This is a genomic window from Alteromonas sp. G4i13 (genome assembly GCF_054960505.1).
The window spans coordinates 30,748-53,625 of sequence record NZ_JBHNYX010000004.1 but is presented as its reverse complement, the minus strand read 5'-3'; the positions used below and the strand labels follow the sequence as shown (position 1 = coordinate 53,625).

The 22,878-nt window shown below is 45.3% G+C and carries 17 protein-coding genes; 11 read left to right on the top strand and 6 right to left on the bottom strand.

What is annotated here, in order from left to right; all coding sequences use genetic code 11:
* The first annotated feature begins 131 nt into the window (after positions 1-131).
* From ACFI6J_RS02740 to ACFI6J_RS02730, 3 genes are all read left to right on the top strand, one after another.
* Entirely contained in the window at positions 132-1,685 is a 1,554-nt protein-coding gene (locus ACFI6J_RS02740; protein WP_462585676.1) for an EAL domain-containing protein, read from the top strand.
* A 101-nt stretch (positions 1,686-1,786) separates the two neighbouring features.
* The gene (gene lolD / locus ACFI6J_RS02735; protein WP_462585674.1) at positions 1,787-2,497 is read left to right on the top strand and encodes a lipoprotein-releasing ABC transporter ATP-binding protein LolD; all 711 of its coding nucleotides are present in this window, start codon (positions 1,787-1,789) and stop codon (positions 2,495-2,497) included.
* Entirely contained in the window at positions 2,484-3,710 is a 1,227-nt protein-coding gene (locus ACFI6J_RS02730) for a lipoprotein-releasing ABC transporter permease subunit (protein WP_278346636.1), read from the top strand. Before lolD ends, ACFI6J_RS02730 begins: the two co-directional genes overlap by 14 nt.
* Positions 3,711-4,110: 400 nt before the next feature.
* Here the strand turns inward: ACFI6J_RS02730 and ACFI6J_RS02725 are convergent, their stop codons facing one another.
* Positions 4,111-5,457: a dicarboxylate/amino acid:cation symporter gene (locus ACFI6J_RS02725; protein ID WP_014949187.1), complete on the bottom strand. Its 1,347-nt coding sequence runs from the start codon at positions 5,455-5,457 to the stop codon at positions 4,111-4,113.
* Positions 5,458-5,571: 114 nt separating this feature from the next.
* On the opposite strand from ACFI6J_RS02725, the gene ACFI6J_RS02720 reads away from it, so the two are divergent.
* The gene (locus tag ACFI6J_RS02720; RefSeq protein ID WP_061485672.1) at positions 5,572-8,121 is read left to right on the top strand and encodes a beta strand repeat-containing protein; all 2,550 of its coding nucleotides are present in this window, start codon (positions 5,572-5,574) and stop codon (positions 8,119-8,121) included.
* Positions 8,122-8,199: 78 nt separating this feature from the next.
* Here the strand turns inward: ACFI6J_RS02720 and astB are convergent, their stop codons facing one another.
* Complete coding sequence (gene astB, locus ACFI6J_RS02715) at positions 8,200-9,540, bottom strand: N-succinylarginine dihydrolase (protein ID WP_069944148.1); 1,341 nt, start codon at positions 9,538-9,540, stop codon at positions 8,200-8,202.
* Between the two features lie 395 nt (positions 9,541-9,935).
* Between astB and topA the strand changes: the two genes are divergently transcribed.
* The 6 genes from topA (at position 9,936) to fdhD (ending at position 16,988) form a co-directional block, all read left to right on the top strand.
* Entirely contained in the window at positions 9,936-12,590 is a 2,655-nt protein-coding gene (gene topA / locus ACFI6J_RS02710) for a type I DNA topoisomerase (RefSeq protein ID WP_156086294.1), read from the top strand.
* A 139-nt stretch (positions 12,591-12,729) separates the two neighbouring features.
* Positions 12,730-13,281 (top strand): DUF2058 domain-containing protein, encoded by a 552-nt coding sequence (locus tag ACFI6J_RS02705; RefSeq protein ID WP_014976306.1) that lies wholly within the window; start codon positions 12,730-12,732, stop codon positions 13,279-13,281.
* Positions 13,282-13,627: 346 nt separating this feature from the next.
* Entirely contained in the window at positions 13,628-14,467 is an 840-nt protein-coding gene (locus ACFI6J_RS02700; protein ID WP_156086295.1) for a leishmanolysin-related zinc metalloendopeptidase, read from the top strand.
* A 206-nt stretch (positions 14,468-14,673) separates the two neighbouring features.
* Positions 14,674-15,585: a LysR family transcriptional regulator gene (locus ACFI6J_RS02695; protein ID WP_156086296.1), complete on the top strand. Its 912-nt coding sequence runs from the start codon at positions 14,674-14,676 to the stop codon at positions 15,583-15,585.
* Complete coding sequence (gene mobA, locus ACFI6J_RS02690) at positions 15,578-16,216, top strand: molybdenum cofactor guanylyltransferase (RefSeq protein WP_156086297.1); 639 nt, start codon at positions 15,578-15,580, stop codon at positions 16,214-16,216. Before ACFI6J_RS02695 ends, mobA begins: the two co-directional genes overlap by 8 nt.
* Positions 16,206-16,988: a formate dehydrogenase accessory sulfurtransferase FdhD gene (gene fdhD, locus ACFI6J_RS02685; RefSeq protein WP_156086298.1), complete on the top strand. Its 783-nt coding sequence runs from the start codon at positions 16,206-16,208 to the stop codon at positions 16,986-16,988. The genes mobA and fdhD overlap by 11 nt, the downstream gene beginning before the upstream one ends.
* A 65-nt stretch (positions 16,989-17,053) precedes the next feature.
* Here the strand turns inward: fdhD and ACFI6J_RS02680 are convergent, their stop codons facing one another.
* The 4 genes from ACFI6J_RS02680 to ACFI6J_RS02665 all read right to left on the bottom strand — a co-directional run bounded on the left by ACFI6J_RS02680 (position 17,054) and on the right by ACFI6J_RS02665 (position 21,734).
* Positions 17,054-19,378 (bottom strand): FdhF/YdeP family oxidoreductase, encoded by a 2,325-nt coding sequence (locus tag ACFI6J_RS02680; RefSeq protein ID WP_156086299.1) that lies wholly within the window; start codon positions 19,376-19,378, stop codon positions 17,054-17,056.
* A gap of 142 nt (positions 19,379-19,520) precedes the next feature.
* Complete coding sequence (locus ACFI6J_RS02675) at positions 19,521-20,531, bottom strand: pyridoxamine 5'-phosphate oxidase family protein (RefSeq protein ID WP_156086300.1); 1,011 nt, start codon at positions 20,529-20,531, stop codon at positions 19,521-19,523.
* Positions 20,532-20,542: 11 nt separating this feature from the next.
* Positions 20,543-21,220, bottom strand: coding sequence for a glutathione S-transferase family protein (locus ACFI6J_RS02670; protein WP_156086301.1), 678 nt, complete (start codon positions 21,218-21,220; stop codon positions 20,543-20,545).
* Between the two features lie 52 nt (positions 21,221-21,272).
* Complete coding sequence (locus ACFI6J_RS02665; RefSeq protein WP_014979105.1) at positions 21,273-21,734, bottom strand: nuclear transport factor 2 family protein; 462 nt, start codon at positions 21,732-21,734, stop codon at positions 21,273-21,275.
* 162 nt (positions 21,735-21,896) lie between these two features.
* On the opposite strand from ACFI6J_RS02665, the gene ACFI6J_RS02660 reads away from it, so the two are divergent.
* Complete coding sequence (locus ACFI6J_RS02660; protein ID WP_156087334.1) at positions 21,897-22,787, top strand: LysR substrate-binding domain-containing protein; 891 nt, start codon at positions 21,897-21,899, stop codon at positions 22,785-22,787.
* Positions 22,788-22,878: the final 91 nt, after the last annotated feature.

Sequence of the window (22,878 nt, the reverse complement as noted above, 5' to 3'; positions counted from 1 at the left end):
TCCTCTTCGATTAATAGTCTTCTATAAAGTAAAAAAACACCCAACAAACAGTAACATGCCCTAAAGTCGTAGTGTCTTTTTTTTAATTTGTACTAAAGTTAGGTCGTTCACGCTAAAAAAACACGGAAATTATGAATAAAAGCGACCAAAAACAGTACTTTCTTGCTGATAATTTAAAAGCAATTGGGGTGTCATTGCTAAGCGTAGTGGGTGTGACCCTATTACTCGCTATCGTTATGTTTGTGTTTATTCGAGAACAAGAGGAGAGTCGCGCTACAGAAATACTAGATAATGTGCGCGTAGTATTTAGAGATGCTGAGATCACGCTCGATTACCTAAATGCGCTTCCGTATCAAACCTGTGAAATGGATAACTTAGCGGAAATGCGAAAAACCTTGTTTCGCTCTCGATTTGTAAAAGAGATAGGTTTTTATCAAAATAACGAGCTATTGTGCAGTACTTATTTGGGCATTCTAGAAGAGCCCATGAAAGAGGTTAAGCCTGATTTTTATACTCAGCTTGGCGACGCTTTTTGGATAAATACTCCTCTTCAGCTTTTCGATAAACAAGCTACCGGTACTATAGTACAGCGCGGACGTTACAACGCAGTATTGGATATGGATAGTGTCATTGGTTACAGCTACACGCAAGATTGGCAGCTGTTCTACAATGGCGATCAGTTTTATCATATGGCAGGTAATCCTAGCCTTGTCGGTTCTACCCTCAGCCAAGATGACATGGACGCACGCACTGGCTACTTTTCCTTACAATTTATCCAGTGTGATGAACGCTACAATCATACCTGCCTAAAAGTGAAATCTGATCACGGTCGCGTACTAGATTTGCACATGGGCAAGCTGGTGTTGTTTGTGTTTGCTATGTTAATGACAGCAGCGTTGACGCATATGCTTACCTTTAACTATTTAAGACGACGACGTTCACTTGAGTCTCGCGTCAGTAAAGGGCTAAAAGAGCATAAGTTCTATTGCTTGTACCAACCTTTTGTAAACTTGGAATCGGGAAAGGTCATTGGGTGCGAAGTATTGAGTCGATTTGAGGATGAATTTGGGCCGATTTACCCTGACGAATTTATTCCTCAGGTAAAAGAGCAGGATATGACCTGGGAATTTACGGTTGATATGATTATCACCGCCATGAGAGAACTCAACGAAAACCCAGAGATCCCCGAAGGCTTTAAGGTATCGTTTAATCTATTCCCCTTCGATTTTACCCGCGAAGGTTGTTTGGACCTAGACTTTGTACTAGATATGAACGTGAAGAACTTCAAGTTAGTATTAGAGATCACTGAAGATGAGCAAATCGCCACTCATAGTGCGGTGAAGCATATTAAGTCACTGAAGAGTAAAGGCTTCTTATTTGCAATTGACGACTTTGGAGTGGGTTATTCAAATTTAAGCCAGCTTAAAACGCTAAACTGTGATTACCTTAAAATTGACCGCAGCTTTGTTATGGATATGGAAGATAACAGCATTCGTTCATCACTCATCCCTCACATTGTGAGTATTGCCGAAGGACTTAATGTTGATTTGATTGCAGAAGGGGTTGAAAACATTGATCAATGCAATGAACTGAAAGGATTAACCATTGGCTTTGGTCAAGGGTGGTTATTTGGCAAGCCACAGTCTGCGGATGCGTTGGCCAAAAGCGTTCAAGGCACGCAATAATACAGATTCATATTTACGTTTTAGCGCTGTTATTTTTCAGTTGGTGTTGGTAGTGTTTAACGCTACCATTCACCGTCTGGAAATTAAAGAAGAATACTCGCATGCAGGACGTGCTAATTTGCCGCAATATTAATAAAACCTATCAAGATGGCAGTAATGCTACCCCCGTTTTACACGATGTCTCTCTTTCAATAAAAGCTGGCGAACATGTTGCTATTTTAGGTAGCTCCGGCTCAGGTAAAAGCACCCTTTTACATATTCTTGGAGGGTTAGATAAACCTTCTAGCGGTGAAGTCGAATTCAATGGAAAATCACTCGGTCAATTATCTGGAAATGCATTAGCAAAGCTTCGCAATGACGAAATGGGCTTTATCTATCAATTTCATCATTTACTCGGCGAATTCACAGCGTTAGAAAATGTAGCAATGCCGCTAAGAATTAGAGGGCTCTCGACCAAATTGGCCCACGGCAAGGCTCGTGAAATGTTAGATGAAGTTGGGCTTTCTCACCGCGTCGACCATTTACCATCGACCATGTCAGGCGGTGAACGACAGCGTGTGGCAATAGCACGAGCTTTAGTTACCGAGCCATCAGTGGTACTGGCCGACGAACCTACAGGAAATCTTGATGACTCGACGGGTGACCAAATTTATAAACTGCTTACTAGCTTAAGTGATAAAAAAGGGACAGCGTTTGTTGTCGTTACCCATGATATTACCTTGGCCGGGAAAATGGACAGGGTGCTGAAGATAAAGGACGGCAGATTAGCGAGCGATACGTTATTCAAGGAGAGCCAAGATGCTCGCCTTTGAATTGGCCCAACGCTTCAGAAAAACACGTTCAGAACAGCGTTTCATCTCTTTTATTTCGATGTCATCCACCATTGGGATTGCCCTTGGTTGCTTTGTACTAATTGTGTTGCTGAGCGTAATGAACGGGTTTGAAAAAGAGCTTACAAGTCGTATTTTGAGTGTGGTCCCTCATGGTGAATTATATAGCAAGAGCGAAAGCGGAATAGAAAATTTAGACGCGCAGCTCTATCGTTTGTCTCAAGATAGCCGTATTGCCTCTGTCACGCCATACACAGGGATAACCGGAATGTTGCAGTCAAAGGGGGAATTGAAGGCAATTAGCGTTACTGGTATTCCGGTTAACAGTGTTAGCGACAAATATGCTGAAAGAGTCACAAGTGAGGATTGGCAACGTTTTTCGACGCAGAAAAATGGTCTCATTGTAGGAAAGGGTATTTTCGCTTCCATGGACCTTAATATTGGTGACATTGTTCAAATACTCATTCCTCAAACAACTCAGGATCTAACCTTCAAAGCCCCACGTTCAATTACGCTTTCTATTTCTGGAGTGCTATCTGTTGGCGGTGAACTCGATAACCAACTGGGTTTAATGCACTTGGAAACAGCGTCTGAAGCTATTGGTATTTCATCTAAGTCACAAGGAATTCAGTTTACACTTATCGACCCATTTTCATCTTACGACACGATGCGAGATATAGGTTACAGCTACCCTCAGGGTGTTTACATGTCTGACTGGACACGTACCCAAGGCCACTTATATAACGATATTCAGCTAGTTAGAGCTGTGGTGTATATCGCCTTGACGCTGGTCATTGCCGTTGCTTGTTTTAACATTGTGTCGTCACTGGTTATGGCGGTTAGAGACAAACAGGCTGCCATCGCAATATTAAAAACCATGGGAGCGACGGATCGTTTAATTCGCAATACCTTCGTGTTGCAGGGCGTTATCAATGGCGTTATAGGCATTACTGTAGGTGTGGTTTTAGCGCTACTGGTAGCACCTAACCTCTCTGAGATTGTTCGCTTTATTGAGGTGGCGATAGGCATAGAAATTCTATCAGGCGATATATATTTCATCGATTTCCTACCATCTGATCTACATTGGCAAGACGTTGTAGTAACCGTGGTTGTTGCTATGTTCTTGAGTGTGGGCGCTACTATTTATCCAGCGCAAAAGGCAGCCAAGGTATCACCTTCATCAGCGCTTCACTAACTTTAAGCTCAACAGGGTAAGTAATACCAGTCAGCATAGATCATTACCCACTCAGCGAGAGTTAAAATGTTCGTAATCGCGGCGTGTTACCGCAGGTATAGTGGTTCTACATCAAGGTGACACAACAAAGAGTACGGACATTTTAAACTCGCCCTTCGGGAAGGTCTGGCAAGCTTCCTAGCTTCATTCTGGGAATTTGAAAGGGTACAGCCATTCCTGCATTCCCACGCTTTGCTAGGAAGCTTGCCAGCGCCTTCTGAGTGGGCAATTATCTATGCGGATTGGTATAACGGAGCAAGCAACTAACTAAAAAGGCCAGCAATTGATGCTGGCCTTTTTTAGTTTGCGACTGCTTCTGTAAACTCATATGTAAATCGAGCTACAGAAGCTTTTGTAGTCGTTATTTATTCTTTTCAAAATGTTCGAAGTCCACATCTTCCTGCTTCAAACCGGCTTTAGGATCGTTATAAACGCTTTCGTCCAATGCTCCTTCGCTTTTAGCTACAATGCACGACACCATACAGTCGCCTGTAATGTTTACCGCAGTGCGTGTCATATCCAGCAGTCTGTCTACACCGATAATAAGTGCGATCCCTTCAACCGGTAGGTTCACTTGCTGCAATACCATAGCTAGCATGATAAGGCCCACACCTGGCACACCAGCGGTTCCGATAGAAGCAAGGGTGGCGGTAAGTACTACCATCATATAGTCGCCAAGGCTTAAATCGACAGCGTAAACCTGGGCAATAAAGACCGTGGCAACACCTTGCATTATGGCCGTGCCGTCCATGTTAATTGTTGCGCCTAGCGGCAGGGTGAACGACGATACCGAGTTACCTACGCCAAGCTTGTTTTTCGCCGTTTCCATTGTGACGGGCAAGGTAGCGCTACTGCTTGAGGTACTAAATGCGAATAGCGCAGCGTCACGCATTTTCTTCATCAAGATAACAGGGTTTAATCCCGATAAAGCTTTTAGCAGCACTGAGTAGGTTACCAGGCCGTGAAGGATTAACACGCCAAATACTAAGAAGAAATATTTCGCCAGGCTCAGAATTGTTTCGCCACCAATAGTGGAGAAGAGTTTCGCCATCAACACGTACACGCCGTATGGCGCTAAGTTCATGATGATGGTAACAAGACGCATGATTACCGTATTAATATCTTCAAAGATAGCGGTAAGACGCTTGCCCGCATCACCTGTCATCGCCATTGCTATACCAAACAGTACGGCAAACACAATGATCTGTAGCATGTTGCCCTGTGCCATTGAGTTAATTGGGTTGCTTGGGAACATGTTAACGATAACGTCAGACAGGCTAGGGGCCTCTTTCGCTTGGAAGGTAGTTTCTGTTGTTAGATTTAGCCCATCACCCGGAGACACCACTAAAGCTATACTCATGGCTAGTGTTATGGCAATGGCGGTTGTGACAACATAGAGTCCGACTGACTTTGCGCCAAGTCTTCCCAATTTACTAGGGTCAGACAGTGTGCTGGTTCCGCAAATTAAGGAAACAAACACAAGAGGAACCACAAGCATTTTTAAGCTGGCAATAAATATTTGGCCGAGAGTGGAAAATATACCTTCTACAAGAATGTTATACGTTGAGAACTCTAAACCGAATATCGAAAAAGTAAAATCTCCGCTATCATCAAACAATAATTGGAGAAAGACACCAGTCAAGATACCGGCAGCCATGCCGATAAAGATGCGGGCGGTTAAACTATATTTATGTGCAGATGAAGACATTAATGTTCCCTGTGCATTTTTATATTTTTAATCTTTCGTAGTGTGCCAGATTCAGTTGATTTTTAAACATAAAAAACGACGCAATTGTCAATAAAAGAGGTTCAGGAACGAATTATGTCGACATTAGCGAAAACGCTAAGCCTAATTAGCGCATTATTTATGCTAACAGCATGTGGTGGGGGCGGTTCATCAGTCTCTCGAGATAACACGGACAACGGAAGCGGAGACGGCGGTACCACATCACCAACCTATTCAATCGCTTTAACACTGGAAAATGAAAGTGGAGCAAGCGACAACAGCCTTTCTGAAGACAATAGTCTGTTTGTTGTTGCGACCGTGTCAGATCAAGATGGCAATCCGCATGCAGACGCGTTACTAACCTTTACGCTAAGCAATGAACAACTAGCCGAGTTTGGCAACGACACGGGAACGGCGCGTACAAATTCAAATGGTGTAGCCCGATTACGTCTTAATGCCAGCACGGCTTCTGGAGATGGCGAAATTACCGCTGCGCTTGGTAGCGGCGAAACGGGAACTACTACGTTTTCAGCCACAGCGGTGACAAGCACCGACCCAACCACAATAAGTGTATCGCTAGCCCTACAAAATGCAGCTGGGGAAGCAGACAACAGCTTATCTTCTAGCAACGCATTGGTTGCACTGGCAACCGTGACCAATTCTGAGGGTGAGCCTCAAGCCGATTTGCTCCTAACTTTCTCATTGAGCAACGATGATTTAGCGACGTTTTCTAACGATACTGCCACTGCACTGACTAATGCTGAAGGCGTAGCGTCGATCGGTATGTCGGTGGGAAGCGCATCAGGGGATGGTGAAGTAACGGCTACTTTGCCAACGGGTGAAGCGGATTCAACTACATTCAGCTCTACGGGCAGTACAACGGTAAGTGAAGAGCCCGCGTCACTGGAGCTTTATGCTAACAGTATTCAACTCGCCTCAAGCGGTAGTGATGAAGTTGAGTTGATAGCACTGGTTAAAAATGAACAAAGTGTGCTGATGGAAGGGGTAGAAGTAAGCTTCTCTGCCGCATCAGGCGATGGGGTTGAACTTCAATTAACTCAACCAGAAACCGCCGCAGATGGTACAGCGCGCGCAATATTAACGTCTCAAAACGATGCGTCAAACCGCACCGTCACCATTACAGCAGGTGCAGGCAGCCTTACGCAAACAGTTGAAATTACCATTGCTGGTACAGAAGTCACCATCAACGGTGCATCGTCAGTTATTTTGAACGACAGCGTAGATTATACAATTCGTGTTCAGGACTCTGACGGAACATCAATTCTCAACCAAGACGTAGTGCTAAGTGCGGTTAACGGAACGCTTAGCAGCACGACTGTTAATACGGGCGCAAACGGACAAGCGACAGTGTCTTACACTGCATCAACGTCTGGCGAAGATACTATCACTGCGGCAGCACTTAATGCTGAGACAAGCTTTACGGTGCAAGTTCAGCAAGACGAATTTAACTTTGTCAACTTGCCTACAGAGGAAGTGCCGCTAGGGCAGACTCAAACTATTACGGTCCAGTGGCGTCAAGACAACACGCCTGTGGTAGGTCAGAATGTTACTTTTAGCGCGTCACGTGGCGTTATTGCGGGCAACGCAACTGTAGTGACCGATGCAGAAGGGCAAGCAAGTATTGATATCAGTGCGAATAATGCAGGTATCTCTTCAATTACTGCATCAGCGAGTGACGGAAGTGGGAATGTGTTGGTTTCAGCACTCACTCAGATTGAGTTTATTGCTACCACACCTCACACACTGATTGCCGATGCATCACCTGACATCATTGGCCCTGACGGTCAAACCAGTACCATCAGTGCAGTTGTTCGCGACGTTGATGGAAACTTGGTCAAGAACAGTGTGGTTAACTTCTCTGTATCTGACGTATCGACCGGATTTGTATCACCTTCTCAGGCAACCACCGACAGTAAGGGGATAGCGACCACCGTCTTTACTTCAGGCTCGGTATCGACTCAAGACGCAGTAGTGGTTACCGCTTTTGTTGCTGACGACCCAGCCATTGACGACGAGGTTGTGTTAACAGTGGGCGCACGTGCTTTTGATATCTCGCTAGGAACGGGTAATGAGCTTGAAGAAGCCACATCGACTTCTTACCTAAAGCGCTTTGGTGTGTTTGTATCAGATTCTGCAGGTCAGCCAGTCAGTGGCGTCAACCTGACTGCGTCAGTTGCGCCGGTAAAATACGTAAATGGCGGTGAGTATAGAACCGGCTTTTGGGTATTCGACGATGATGCTTCTCAATGGGTTGCAATAGTAAATCAAAACTGTGAAACCGAAGACGTTAACGACAACGGTATTTTGGATACAACACCAAGAGATGAAGATACCAATGAAGACGGTATGTTAACTCCTGGATTAATTGGGACCATCGCGTTTGCCAACGGTGCAGCGGTGACAGATGAGAATGGCTACGCGGAATTGGAATACCGTTATCCTCGCAGCTATGCAATCTGGTATGACGCCGTCATTTCAGTGTTCGGGCAGTCTACAGGCAGTGAAGCAAGTGCGAAGATGCGTTACACCCTAAGTATTTCTGCTGACGACGTGACGGATGAAGGGGCGTCACCGCCGGCTAATCCATTCGGCGTAACTGATCAGTGTACGCTGGTCACACCATAAAGAGTTTATACTTAACAAGTAACAAAAAGCCGGCTTATAGCCGGCTTTTTTTTTCGCTTAATTTTAATCAGACTTAACTTACGCCTGTTGGAATGGGTAAACCGAACCAATTTTAAGGATTTGTGTAAGCTCATCAAGCGCAGTACGAGATTCAATGAGAAGCTGCGGATCGCGCAAGTCATCTTCACCTAATTCATCTCGATAGTGCTTGTCGACCCAAGCGTTTAGGCGAGCGAACTGTGTATCGTTGATTAACGTATTTTGATTAACTGCGGCAAGTTCTTGGTCATTCATCGCAACGCGCAAACGCAAACATGCCGGACCACCGCCATTACGCATGCTTTGTTTAACATCAAAATAATTAACCGACTTAATGGGCGTACCCAGAGTTACCAGCTTGTCTAAATAGCGCTTAACGGCTTCATTTTCCTCACACTCAGTTGGCGCGATGATGGTCATATCACCACTTGGAAGCGTTATAATTTGCGTATTGAACAAGTAGGTTTTTACTGCGTCTTGTACAGAGACTTCAGCGGTCGGCACTTCGATAAAGTGAAGCGGTTCGCTACCGAATTTAGCTTGAAGCTCTTTAAATCCTGCGTCTTTTTGATAAAACGCTTGCTCGTGGAAAAACAACACATTTTGGTTACCAACAGCGATCACATCGTTGTGAAATACGCCCTGGTCGATAACGTCTGGGTTTTGCTGCATGTAAACTACGCCATCGTCGTCTAGACCGTGTAAGCGAGCTACTGCTTGGCATGCTTCTAGCGTTTGGCGAGCAGGATATTTTTTCGGTGCTGGTTTGCTGGTATCAAATGCATGACGACCATAAACAAACAACTCTACGCCTGCCTGACCATAGTTGCGGCAAAGTCGCGTGTGGTTGGCTGCACCTTCGTCACCAAAATGCTCGTTATCTGGCAGGTGCTGGTGATGAGCAAAGTGCTTTTCATTGGCAAATGTACCGCGCAGGATATTGCCTGTAACCTGAGGCTCTAGTGAACGATGGAACTTGTTGGTTAAGTTTGCAGGGGTAAAGTGAACGCGACCATCGGCAGTATCGGCACTAGGAGACACAGTGGCGGCATTTGCAGTCCACATGCTACTGGCAGAACAACAAGCAAGGAAAATCTCGCGAGATTGCTTTGCAGCGCTTTCTAGCACGCGAGCATCAGAGCCTGTAAAGCCTAAACGGCGCAGTGCGGCGATGTCAGGACGCTCTTGTGGGGCCAACACACCTTGAACCATTCCCATATCGGCCAACGCCTTTGCTTTGGCTAAGCCTTGCTTTGCAGCTTGTTTTGGACTGCTCTTTGCGTTTGCGTTGTTCAGGGAAGCGACATTGCCAAACGACAAACCGGCATAGTTATGGGTAGGTCCTACAAGACCATCAAAGTTAACTTCAAACTGCTTCATACTTTCCCTCATTCTTGGAGTTTTGGCGCTTGACCCTATATGTTACTTTTCCATACGCACTGCGATTAATTTAATAGCAGCGGCAACGCTTTCGTTCTTTTACAGGGGCAAACGATGCACTTCTTCACACCTGAACAAGTTGTCAGGCTAGGTTGGAATGGCTGGCATTATACGGCTTTTAAGGCCAATGCCAATCGCACCGCTTATTTATTGTACAGTTTTTGTGCGTGTTTAAAGCAAAGGAAAGAATAAGTATGAAGAAGATCTTGTTTTCCATTCACTTTGTAGATATATGTTAAAAAAGAGCGAGTACCCTATATATAGTGCAAGGTTGCTCCAATTTTCAGAATTTGACGTAAATAGTCATTAAAAATCAATAGGTTTAGTTCAATTATATGGCAAAATCACTGGTCATAGTCGAGTCACCAGCCAAAGCGAAAACGATAAATAAATATCTCGGTAAAAATTTTATCGTAAAAAGTTCGGTTGGCCACGTGCGAGATCTTCCGACGAAGGCTTTAGGCAAAGTAGAGCCTAAAAAACCGGCTAAAGAACTCAAAACTTTAAGCGAAGAAGAGCGTCAAGAATATCTTCGCCGTCACGAATATTTGAAGCTTGTAGACAGAATGGGTGTGGATCCAGAGAAAGACTGGAAAGCCCACTATCAAGTGCTGCAGGGTAAAGAGAAAGTCGTTAACGAACTTAAAAAGCTTGCAAAAGATGCTGACACTATCTATCTCGCGACCGATTTGGACCGCGAAGGGGAAGCGATCGCATGGCATTTACAAGAGCTGCTAGGTAAAAAAGACAAAACTTACCAGCGAGTGGTGTTTAACGAGATTACTAAAAACGCGATTCAAGATGCGTTCTCAGATCCGGGCGAACTAAACATCTCTCGCGTCAACGCGCAGCAGGCTCGTCGATTCCTAGACCGTGTTGTAGGCTTTATGGTATCGCCACTTTTGTGGAAAAAAATTGCGCGAGGCCTGTCAGCTGGGCGTGTTCAATCGGTAGCAGTTAGGCTTGTTGTAGAGCGTGAGCGAGAAATTAAAGCGTTTGTACCTGAAGAGTTTTGGGACGTACACGCAGATTTAACTAGCCAGCAAAAGGCGGCACTACGCATGCTGGTAGCAAAAGACCAGGGCAATGCGTTCAAGCCTAAAAACAAGGCCGAAACAGATAAAGCGCTTGCTGACTTAGAAGGGGCTAACTACACGGTAGAAAGCCGCGAGTCAAAGCCTACACAAAGTCGTCCTTCTGCACCATTTATTACCTCAACGCTACAACAAGCGGCAAGTACTCGATTGGGCTTTGGTGTTAAGAAAACCATGATGATGGCACAGCGCCTTTATGAGGCGGGCTACATCACCTATATGCGTACGGATTCAACCAATTTAAGCCAAGAGGCCTTGGACAGTGCTCGTGCGTACATTTCAGATAATTTTGGTGACAAGTACCTGCCTGATTCGCCAAATCGCTACGGCAGTAAAGAAGGTGCGCAAGAGGCGCACGAAGCGATCCGTCCTTCAAACGTGAGCATAAGTGCTGCAAGTTTGGGCGATATGGAGCGCGATGCACAGCGACTTTATGAGCTTATTTGGCGCCAGTTTGTGGCCTGTCAAATGACTCCAGCTAAGTACGATGCAACCACTATCAAAGTGGCGGCTGGTGATTACGAGCTGACGGCGAAAGGCCGCGTACTTAAGTTCGATGGTTGGACTCGCGTTCAACCTCAGCTTCGTAAAAAAGGCGAAGAAGAGCTCATGTTGCCTGATGTACAAAAAGGCGATCTGCTTGACTTAAAAGCGCTTGATCCTAAACAGCACTTCACCAAGCCTGTAGCGCGGTTTAATGAAGCTTCGTTGGTAAAAGAGCTTGAAAAACGCGGTATTGGTCGTCCATCGACCTACGCCAGTATTATTTCGACGATTCAAGATCGCGGCTATGTGCGCTTAGAGAATAAGCGTTTTTATGCCGAGAAAATGGGCGAAATCGTAAACGATCGTCTGATGGAAAACTTTGACGATTTAATGAGCTATGACTTCACTGCCAACATGGAGCAACATCTTGATGATATTGCTGAAGGCAAGAAAGATTGGAAGGACGTGCTCAACGACTTTTACAGCGGCTTCTACGGAAAACTCCTAAACGCTGAGAAAGACCCTGAAGAGGGCGGTATGCGCTTGAATCAGGCAGTACCTGCAGGTGTTGAGTGCGATAAATGCGGCCGTGAAATGAACGTGAGAACCGCATCAACCGGCGTATTCTTGGGCTGTTCAGGCTACAATTTACCGCCGAAAGAGCGCTGCACAAACACCATGAATTTAACGCCTGGTGATGAAGTCGTGAAAGTGGACGATGAAGAAGAGCTCGAAACGGAAGCGCTTCGTTCTAAAAAGCGTTGTCCTAAGTGCGGCACGGCGATGGACAGTTACTTGGTTGACGAAACCCGTAAACTTCATGTGTGTGGTAACACACCAACATGTGATGGCACCTTAGTTGAAACGGGCACATTCAAGATAAAAGGCTATGACGGCCCCATTATTGAGTGTGATAAATGTGGCAGCGATATGGAGCTTAAAAACGGTCGATTTGGTAAATACTTCGGCTGCACCAACGAAGAGTGTAAGAATACTCGTAAGCTGCTTAGAAACGGCGAAGCTGCGCCGCCAAAAGAAGATCCGGTAGATTTACCTGAGCTTCCGTGTGAAAAGTCTGACGCGCACTTTATGCTACGTGATGGCGCTTCGGGAATTTTCTTAGCGGCGCACAACTTTCCAAAGTCGCGTGAAACTCGTGCACCGAAAGTAGAAGAACTTGCTCGCTTTAGAGATAGAATTTCGCCGAAATTCTACTATCTTGCTGATGCGCCACAAACGGACCCTGATGGTAACCCTGCAATAGTTCGATACAGCAGAAAGACCAAACAGCAATACGTGATGTCTGAAAATGACAACGGTAAAGCAACAGGATGGTCTGCGTGGTACGACAATGGCAAATGGCAGGAACAAGCCGCTAAAAAGCCAGCGACCAAAGCCAAGAAGAAGTAACGCCGTTACATCGGAAAAGGTAAAAATAGTCCTTTAATTGAAATTCACAAGCCCGGCATTGCTCGGGCTTGTTACGTAGTTAAAAGACGGTAAACGTCTGCAAAGCGTATCAATAGAAACAGAGTAACAGAGAGTAATTATGGCCTCCTTACAAGACCAACTACTGAAAGCCGGTTTGGCCGATAAAGCATCTGCAAAGCAAGCGCGTGCAGATAAACGCAAAAAACAAAAGCAAAAGAATAAGCAAAAACAACCTGTCGTTGATGAAGCGACTATTGCTGCTCAACAAGCAGCTGAAGAGAAAAAAGCGCGCTCACGCGAGCTAAACCAGCTTCAACAGCAAGAGCGAGAGAAGCGCTCAATTATTGCGCAGGTAAGGCAGCTTATTACTGTAAACAAACAACCGCGCAATGGCGAAACCTTACTTAACTTTACGCACGACAACGTAGTAAAGCGTCTGTATGTAAGTGAAGAGATGCACAAGCAAGTGACAAAAGGTCGTTTGGCTGTTGTATTGTTAGATGACGCTTATGAACTAGTACCAGCCCCCGTTGCTGACAAAATTGCGCAGCGCGACGAGGCTTCAGTTATTTACCGTGCTGATTTAGATAAGAGCGGAGCCGATGGTAAAGATGAAGAAGAAGATGATTGGTACGCCGATTATGAAATTCCAGATGATTTAACCTGGTAGGCCCTCTAATTCATTCTCGCAGCCGCGCTCTGTATCACAGAGCGTGGTAAGCGGGAAAGTAGACGTAAAAAATTTCAATAATTCGCCCCCTCCCAATACGTCATTGTGCCAATGGCGAACGACTTACGGTTAAGCATTCTCTGTTAAAAAATTCAACACGTTGATCTTTAGTAATTTTTACTTTTGCCGTTAACAAGCAATCTTTCTCATACCTACATACGGTTTTCTCTACTATAGTTTTTTTAGTTCTTACCCTGTTGAGCTTTGAAATACAGCAAAGATAAACAGGCCTACGTTACTCATTTTATTTGCATCGAACGTTTTTTCTTAGTTTTGGAGGGGTGCCATGGGTGTCTCAATTAAGTGGTTCTTCAGTGTTGTGGTGTCGTTGTGTGTGTCTTTTTCAGCAAATGCAGGACTATTCAAAATTTCTATTAACGATCTTGGTGGTTTAACACTTTCACAATCCAGCGTTTTTGATGATGCAATCGCTTATTGGGAGTCTTACTTAATAGGCGTTCAAAGCGAGTTTAATCACAATATTGTTATAGATGCGAGTGGCGTTGCACTTGATGGTGTGGGTGGCGTATTGGGTAGTGCTGGCCCAACGGGTATCACTCAGCTACCAGACAGCACTTTTGTTTATGCAAATAAAGGCCGCATGCGTTTTGATACGGCAGACCTTGCAAGCTTAGAAAGTCGCGGTACGCTTTTTGATGTCATCGTACACGAGATGGCCCATGTTATTGGATTTGGAACATTGTGGACAACCGACTTTTTTATTGCGGGCAGCCAATCTAACTACGCCAGCGGTTCAGGGCGTTACACCGGAGAGTACGCTTTGGAAATTTATCGCCGCGAGTTTGTTGAAAACGCCACATTTATTCCTGTGGAACTAGGGGGAGGAGGCGGCACTGCCAACAGTCACTGGGACGAACCTTGGCCTGGTGGTTCATCAGACCTAATGACAGGGTATTTGGGGCCATATCCAATTTCGTTAAGTGATACCACTGTAGCGTCGTTTGCTGATATTGGCTATTTGACTACGGTTACTCATGCAGTAAGTGAAGCCGCAACGGTATGGCTATTTCTATTTTCAATGGGACTTGTTGTAAGAAGGCACCATCAAAGGTCAACAGGCGCTAGTACACGTCGTCTACAAATTTTTCAGGCGATGTCGGTCTAGCAGCGTTGCAGCGCTTGCGCAGAACAAAATGCTAAATCTATGCTGGGCGAATAATGTTGAGTGATAGTTTCTATCAATCAGCATGTACACATATTTTTGGAATTTTTGGCTTATTCTAAAAACATGCGTTTAATGTACTTACAAGTCAAGCATTCCGTTGGTAGAATCATGATAGAAGCTATCTATCATGATTAAGGTATTGGTCTTTGGATATTCGTCAGCTCCGGTTTTTGGTCGCGTTAGGTGAGACGCAGCACTTCGGTAAAGCGGCTAAGTCGTGCAATGTTACACAACCCACGCTTTCTTCACGTCTTCATAATTTAGAGGATGAGCTTGGCATTCAGTTGGTGGCTCGCAACCACAGATTCCAAGGCTTTACGCCGGAAGGTGAAAGAATTTTGGCATGGGCAAGGAATATCTTAGCGGCGTGTGACGGATTACAAGCGGAAGCTGCATCGTGCAAAGGTGCCTTAGTTGGCCGACTTCGGATCGGTGCCGTTCCTCTAGCGAGTGTCGATCCTATCGACATTATTGACACCCTCTCAAAACAGCACAGTGCACTACAGTTTTCCTTACAAACACATAGTAGTGAGTATATCGTTAACGCGCTACACCGTAACGAACTTGATCTGGGTCTTTGTTACCTTGAAGGCATGAGCGCGCAACACTTCCATATTTTGCCGTTTAAAGCTACACCAATGGTGTTGCTGTATAACCCAAATCATTACTGCTTTGAGCAAGATACCCTAAGCTGGCAGTCTCTTTCATCACTGCCACTTGGGTTATTAACACCTTCAATGCACTTTAGGCAGTCAATCACGTTGAACATGGCAAATGTAGGCGTGAACAATGAACCCGTTATTGAATCAGACTCGGTTCATTGTTTACTTCAAGCAGTGAAAAAGGGGATGTGTTGTACGATCCTTCCAACCAACGTCGCAAAGGCCAATGATGATTTAGGACTCGCCTATGTTACTGTTGACGATGGTAAAACCATTTCGCCTCTAGGGCTCATCATGCGAAAAGGCGAACCCAGCTCTCCCATTGCCAAGCAATGCTTTGAGTTTTTAAAAGGATATGAGGAGATTTTCAATAAAGGAGGCATACGCAGTGAGTAAAGTGAATACGACACTCATCGGTTTAGTGCTTGCGGGTGGCCAATCGCGCAGAATGGGGCAAGATAAAGCACTTATGCGTTATCAGGGCCGTACTCTCATCGATAATGCTTCGTTACTTTTACAGGCAGCGAGTTGCGATAAAGTGTTAATTAGTCGTAACACGCCAGGCTTTTTGAATGACAAAATTGAAGATGCAGGTCCGCTTAGCGGAGTACATGCTGTTTTAGACGCACTATCTCAATCTGATAATCACAATGGCAATCCTTGTGAACTGCTTGTTCTTCCCGTTGACATGCCGCAGATGACGCCCGAGCTTTTGAGAATATTAGTTTCGCGAGGGCGAGAGGCTGAAAAGGCATGTTATGTGGAAAAACGCTTTTTGCCTTTCTATTTACCCGTTACTCAGGACACCAAAGCCCTCTTAGCCAACTATCTAGTTGAGCAAAGTAAAAGACGAGTGGTAGGATTTTTAGAAATTCTCAATGCAGTTTCTCTTAAAGAAGCCGGCCTCAAAAAAACAGCGCGTAAAGATGAAAGCGACAACAAAAAGCGTCTCGCAAATATGTCTAATGAAGATGACGTAGAGTGGTTGAACGTGAATACTCCAGGTGATTGGCCGCATGAAAAGTAACACTGAACAGCACGCATTGGTTTTAGATGCTGCACCCTATACTCAAAAGTTTGCCCTTGCCGAAGAAGTCGCTTTAAGCATTAGTTATAACGGTATTAATTATGCCGTAATGCTGATAACCCCAAACGATATTGAAGATTTCATTGTGGGCTTCAGTTTAAGTAACGACATTATCGAACATCCCCGCCAGCTTTACGGTATTGAATTGACGCATCACAAAGAACACATCAATGCTGAAGTTGAAATTGCCAATCAGGCGTTCTGGAAGTTAAAGGAAAATAAACGGCAATTGGCGGGGGCGTCGGGCTGTGGGCTCTGCGGTGTTGAGGCATTAGACAACGCTTTGCCTCAATTGACGTCTATTAATGTATCGCCTTTGCCTGATGTGAGCTGGTTTAAAGGATTGCGAAGCCTTATATCTAATGCGCAAGCATTAGCTCAGCAGAGCGGTGCAGTGCATGGAGCGCTTTACATTGATGCTAAGCGCAATGTGCTGGCATGCCGAGAAGATATAGGAAGGCATAATGCTTTTGATAAATTAATTGGTGCTATCACCACCCAAAAACTCTTTCAACCTGAAGGTATTGTTGTGCTCACAAGCCGCTGCAGTTTAGAGTTGGTTCAAAAAGCGATAAGAGCTAAATTACCTTTGGTAGTGACGCTATCTGCTCCTACAGCCTTATCAGTAAAGTGGGCAAGCCGTTACGGTCTCACCCTGATCCATGTACCTAAGTATGACCCTCCAAGAGCTTACGCACCGCAAGAAAAGTAGTGCGCAGCGAGCCAGTTAAAAATAAAGGGCCTGTACTGATAAGTACCGGATAAGCAAAGAAAAACTTACACCGCAGAGACTGCTATTCGGCCATCTGATTCAGATTTCGAAAGTTTGATCGCGATAAATTTTGATGTTGGTGTGAACGTGCCATCACCGTAGCTTTCTAGTGGTACTAACGGATTGGTTTCGGGGTAATATGCTGCCGCTTGACCTTGCGGGATGTCGTAAGCCACCAACATAAACTGTTTAACTTGACGTGTTTTGCCGTCGTTCCACATTGACGTAATGTCGACTTTATCGCCATCGTTAAAACCCAGCTTCTTAATGTCACGTTCATTGACAAACAGAACGTCCCGCGCGCCAAACACGTTTCTGTAGCGGTCATCCATACCGTAGATAGTTGTGTTGTACTGATCATGAGAGCGCAGTGTTTGTAAAATGAGGTCCGGCTCTTCACCTTTCGCAACGAGGTCAGCATTTAATAGTGAATCAGGCAGGCCGTTAGCAGCAAACTCGGCTTTGCCCGATGGTGTTAACCAGCGTCTCTCACTTGCTGCATTACCTAAATGAAAACCACCTGGTTGAGCGAGTTTGGTGTTAAAGTCTTTAAAACCGTCTATGGTGTCGGCAATGAGCTCTCGAATATTGTCGTAATCGCTTATTAAGAAGTCCCAGTCTACCGGCGTGTTGCCTAACGTCGCCTTCGCAATACCAGCAATAATAGCGGGTTCAGAGCGAAGTTCGGGCGAGCTTGGCGGAAGTTGGCCATAAGAGATATGGACCATAGAAAACGTATCTTCCACAGTCACGCCTTGTTGCCCGCTAGCCTGCATGTCAATTTCAGTACGTCCCAAGCAGGGTAATATAAGCGCGTCTTTACCTGTGGTTAGGTGGGAACGATTTAATTTGGTGGCGATATGAACGGTTAAGTCGCATTGTGACAGCGCAGCATGAGTACGCGGCGTATCTGGCGTCGCCTGGGCGAAATTACCGCCTAGGCCGATGAAAACTTTGGATTCACCACTTTCCATAGCCTGGATAGCTTGAATCGTATTGTGACCTCTTTCTCGTGGAACGGCGAAGTTAAACTTGTTCTCTAGTGCGTCAAGCAATGCTTTAGGCGGTACTTCGTTAATACCCACGGTTCTATCCCCCTGCACATTGCTGTGGCCACGAACGGGAGAAAGCCCTGCACCAGGCTTGCCCACGTTTCCTCTCAGTAGTTGAACGTTCACTATTTCCTGAACCGTAGCGACTGAGTGCTTGTGTTGGGTGATCCCCATTGCCCAGCACATGATCACCCGTTCTCCACGTTTGTACATGGTTGCCGCGTGACGTATTTCGTCTTTTGATAAACCGCTCTGCGCTTCAATATGCTCCCAGCTCGTCGCTTCAACGACACTCAAATAGTCGTCCATTCCATTGGTATGTGTGTTAATAAAGTCGTGGTCGAATACGGGAGGAGCATTGTTTGCTTTGGCTTCTTGTTCCCAAGTTAACAACCATTTTGCGATGCCGCGCATAACCGCCATGTCACCACCAAGAGCAGGCCTGAAATAGGCGGTATTAGTTGGCTCAGAGCCATTGGTTAGCATTTCAACGGGATGCTGCGGGTTTTGAAATCGTTCAAGGCCACGCTCTTTTAACGGGTTGAAGCATACCACTTGCGCCCCTCTTCGTACTGCTTCACGAAGAGGTTCTAGCATGCGAGGGTGGTTAGTTCCCGGATTTTGGCCGATAACAAAAATGGTGTCTGCTTTTGCAAAATCATTGAACGTAACTGTGCCTTTGCCCACGCCTATCGTAGGTTTCATACCTTGCCCCGACGCTTCGTGGCACATATTTGAACAATCGGGAAAATTATTTGTGCCAAATGCGCGTACGAATAACTGATATAAATAGGCGGCTTCGTTACTCGCCCGCCCGGAGGTATAAAACTCCGCCTGATGAGGGGAATGTAAACCCTTCAAGTGTTTGGCAATAAGTGCGAAGGCATCGTCCCATGATACTGGTTCGTAATGGTCTGCTTGAGCATTGTAGCGCATAGGGTGGGTGAGTCTCCCTTGTGACTCTAGCCAGTAGTCGGTGTGCTTTTTCAGTGAGCCGACCGAATACTTTGAGAAAAATGTTGGGTCTACATAGCGACCGGTAGACTCCCAGTTCACTGCTTTAGCACCATTTTCACAAAACTTCACTAAACCACTTACTGGTGATTCACCCCACGCACAGCCTGGGCAGTCAAAGCCTTTGTCTTGGTTCGTCTTGAGCATGGCTCGTAGATTCTTAAGTGGCTTTTCGCTTTGGATCCAGCTCTGGGTTACACTCTTTAGTGCTCCCCATCCGCCAGCGGGTTTGTTGTACATTTTGATGTTACGCTTATCACTCATGTTCTGCCCCTGTGTCTACGCGGGCATTTGCCCTTGTCTACAAAACCTAACCAAGACTTTTTGTCTAAACAGCGTAACCATTCTGGTTACGGTATTCCAATTGATTACGCTAACTAGATGATAGGGTTCATCAATTAACCGCTTATTTCCAGTCGCCTGTCTTTAGTGCATAGGGGGACATGTCTGTGATCTCATGGGAGTAGGGATACACACCCGAAATATGTGTTACCGAGAGTACCGAAAGAGACACAAAGCGCTCAGCACCTTCAAATGCGGTTATATTCGATTCGAGGGATTCGATACTCGCCTTTGCTTTAATAAACAGAAGGTCGCCTGTTTCATTATCCCAAAAACATAGACCGACGCGTGGGTCTAGTAGGATGTTGCCCAAGGTATTAAAGAATTTATTACCGCTAAAATCGGGAAAGATTAACGAATTCCCTTCCACTTTAACAAAGCCTGCTTTGCCCCCCCTGTGAGAAGCGTCTAGACCTTCATTCGCTGCATGGCCTAAAGATTTATGTCGTGAGGCAATAAAAAACGTTTCAGCCCTTGATATTAGCGAGTGTGCGCTTGGGGTGAGCACATTCGATGTTGAAGTAAAAAATGTAGAATCACCGGCACCTACTGTGGTTTTCATTGGGGCAGTCTGAACGGCACGTTGTTTTTTGACTGTGGTTCGTTTGTGAATGTATTGGGGGCAGTTACCGAAACTTTGATCTACCAATACCGTAAGGTTTTCATTAGTTGCGTGACTTATCGTACCGTTCAACCGATTTCTTCGCCTTGTAGCGTATTCAATGCCGACGATTCCAACTTTGCTGCCTGAAGTCACGTCGAGATTTAACGAGTGTTGCATCATATTCCAAACTTCTACTGGTAGGCTAAAGCGCAATTGGGTAGCAGAGGGACTTTCTATGAAATCTCCTTCTCCCCAAACAGGCGTGGCTACAGGGTGGCCTTTTTCGTCTACCAAGGCGAAAACAGTGAACGGACTGGATGTAAAGAACTGCCTGTGTTGTTCCGGCATAAAGCTACGAATAAAACCATTCGTCCGCTCACCGATTTCCCTGTCAATTTCCAGCTTTTTTTGCAGTGCAATTTCGCCTTGATGAAACGCTGGGTTCAAGGATGATAGCTTAGGTAGAGACATAACGACCTCAATTAAATATGCGGACTGGTATTGCGCGCTGGTGCGATGTCAGACGCTGGCATTGGGACAAAATTATCCAGACTCTCAACCTCATTTATCCAGGCATTGATAAGAGGAAACTTGGACAGCGATATTCCTCCTTCAGGGGCATGAGCTATATACGAATACATAGCGATGTCTGCTGCGGTAACGTGTTCGCCAACCAAAAAAGAACTTACCGTGTTTCCTAGATGAGCCTCCATGTTTGCAAGTAAAGTCTCGCTGGTGGCTAGTACTGTGGGCACATGAATAGTTGCTCCAAATACGTATTCTAATCGCGCGGCGGCCGGCCCTTTAGCAAGTTCACCCGCTGAGACTGATAGCCAGCGTTGAATTAGCGCTTTTTCTTTGGCGTCCTTTCCTAGCCAATAGTCACTGTCTGCGTATGCGTGGATCAAATAAACCAGAATGGCATTGGAGTCAGCCAAAGTGATATCACCGTCTGTTATCACGGGGACTTGTTTAAACACGTTAAGTGAGCTGAAGCGTTCACTCTTGTGCTCGCCTTTGGCCATGTCAGGCTCAACGGTTGTGAAAGGGATGGCATTCAGTGCCATAAACAATGAAACCTTGTGGCAGTGGCCAGATTTAGGGTTTTGAATCAAAATAATAGGGCTTTTTGGCAATGTATTGCTTGTTGGATTTGTCATAAATTCATCCTCTCAATAGAAATGGTTTGTTGGGTGTTATTATCAACATTGTTTACAGCTCAAGCTCGGACAGAGTGGGAAAATCGTCAGGGCGTCGTTCGCCATCCCACGTGAACTTTCGGTCACTTTCTGAAATAGGATGTTCGTTGATACTGGCAATACGTTTTTCCATTAGGCCATCAAGGTTGAACTGCCAATTTTCATTACCGTAAGCTCTATACCATTGACCAGAATCGTCCTTGTACTCGTATGCAAAGCGCACTGCTATGCGGTTTGCGTTGAATGCCCATAGCTCTTTTACTAATTTATAGTTGAGCTCTTTGTTCCACTTTCTCGTCAAAAAACTCACTATTTGAGCACGTCCTTCAATAAATTCTGCTCGGTTGCGCCAACGGCAGTCAAAGGTATAAGCACCTGCAACTTTTACCGCATCTTTGGTGTTCCATGCGTCTTCAGCAAGGCGCACTTTTTGCGCTGCGGTTTCAGGTGAAAAGGGGGGAAGCGGTGGTCTCATAAATAACTCCTGTAGGCATTGGGCTATAGTGTAAAAACGTTAACCTGAACGAAAACGTGTAAAAGCTGATAGCGATATTAGAACTTTCCTTTTATTTAATAATTAGCTATTTTTGAAATTTATAATTTCATTGAGTGAAATAATATGGACAAGCTTTTGTGCATGAGAGTGTTTGCAGAGGCTGCTAAGTCGGGAAGCTTTGTAGGAGCTGCAGACGTGATGTCGATGTCAGCGCCTGCGGTTACTCGGTGTATTGCACATTTAGAGGCACAGTTAAATACTCGACTTTTTCATCGCACAACGCGACAAGTGAAATTGAGTGAGGTTGGTGAACATTACCTTATTCATGTTTCACGTATACTGGCAGATATTGAGCAAAGTGAAGCTGCTGTGTCTGGCATTGATTTAGTGCCCAGAGGTGAGCTTAATATCACGGCACCAATTTTGTTCGGCGAACGTTATGTAACGCCAATAATATCCCAATTCCTTAAGGACTATCCCGACATTAGGGTTAATGGGCATTTTCACGACGATGTGGTGAATCTAATTGATAGCAATATGGATGTAGCAATACGTATAGGTAACCCGAAAGACTCCTCGCTTTACGGTGTTACGGTAGGATACGTACGGCGTGTAACCTGTGCGGCGCCTAGCTACTTGGCGAGTAGCCCGGCCATAAAAAAGCCAGAAGATTTAAAACGGCATAGTGTGCTTTATCCGACGCGCTTTAACGAGCCAGCGGTATGGACGTATCACAAAAGCGGCAGACCTATTGCCATTAAGCTCACACCTCGTTTTCAATCCAACCAAAACAGAGCGGCTATTAACGCCGCCATTGCAGGCGTTGGGGTTGTTCGGTTGATGTCCTATCAGGTTGCTGAAGCACTTAGAAGTGGTGATTTGGTAAGTTTGTTAGAAGATGTGGAAGACAAAAAGTTGCCTATACAGGTGGTAAGTGTTGAAGGGCGTAAGAACCTTTCTAAGGTTAAAATGTTCATTGACTATGTAAAGGCAGGGTTGGCGAACAACGAGTATCTTAACCCTAGGGCCTGAATAATCCAGAGTATCTTGACCTACGCGTGTGGTGCTCAGGCTGTAGCATAAGTTGTGAGTAAAATGGGTTGCGTTACACTAAACCAATCGT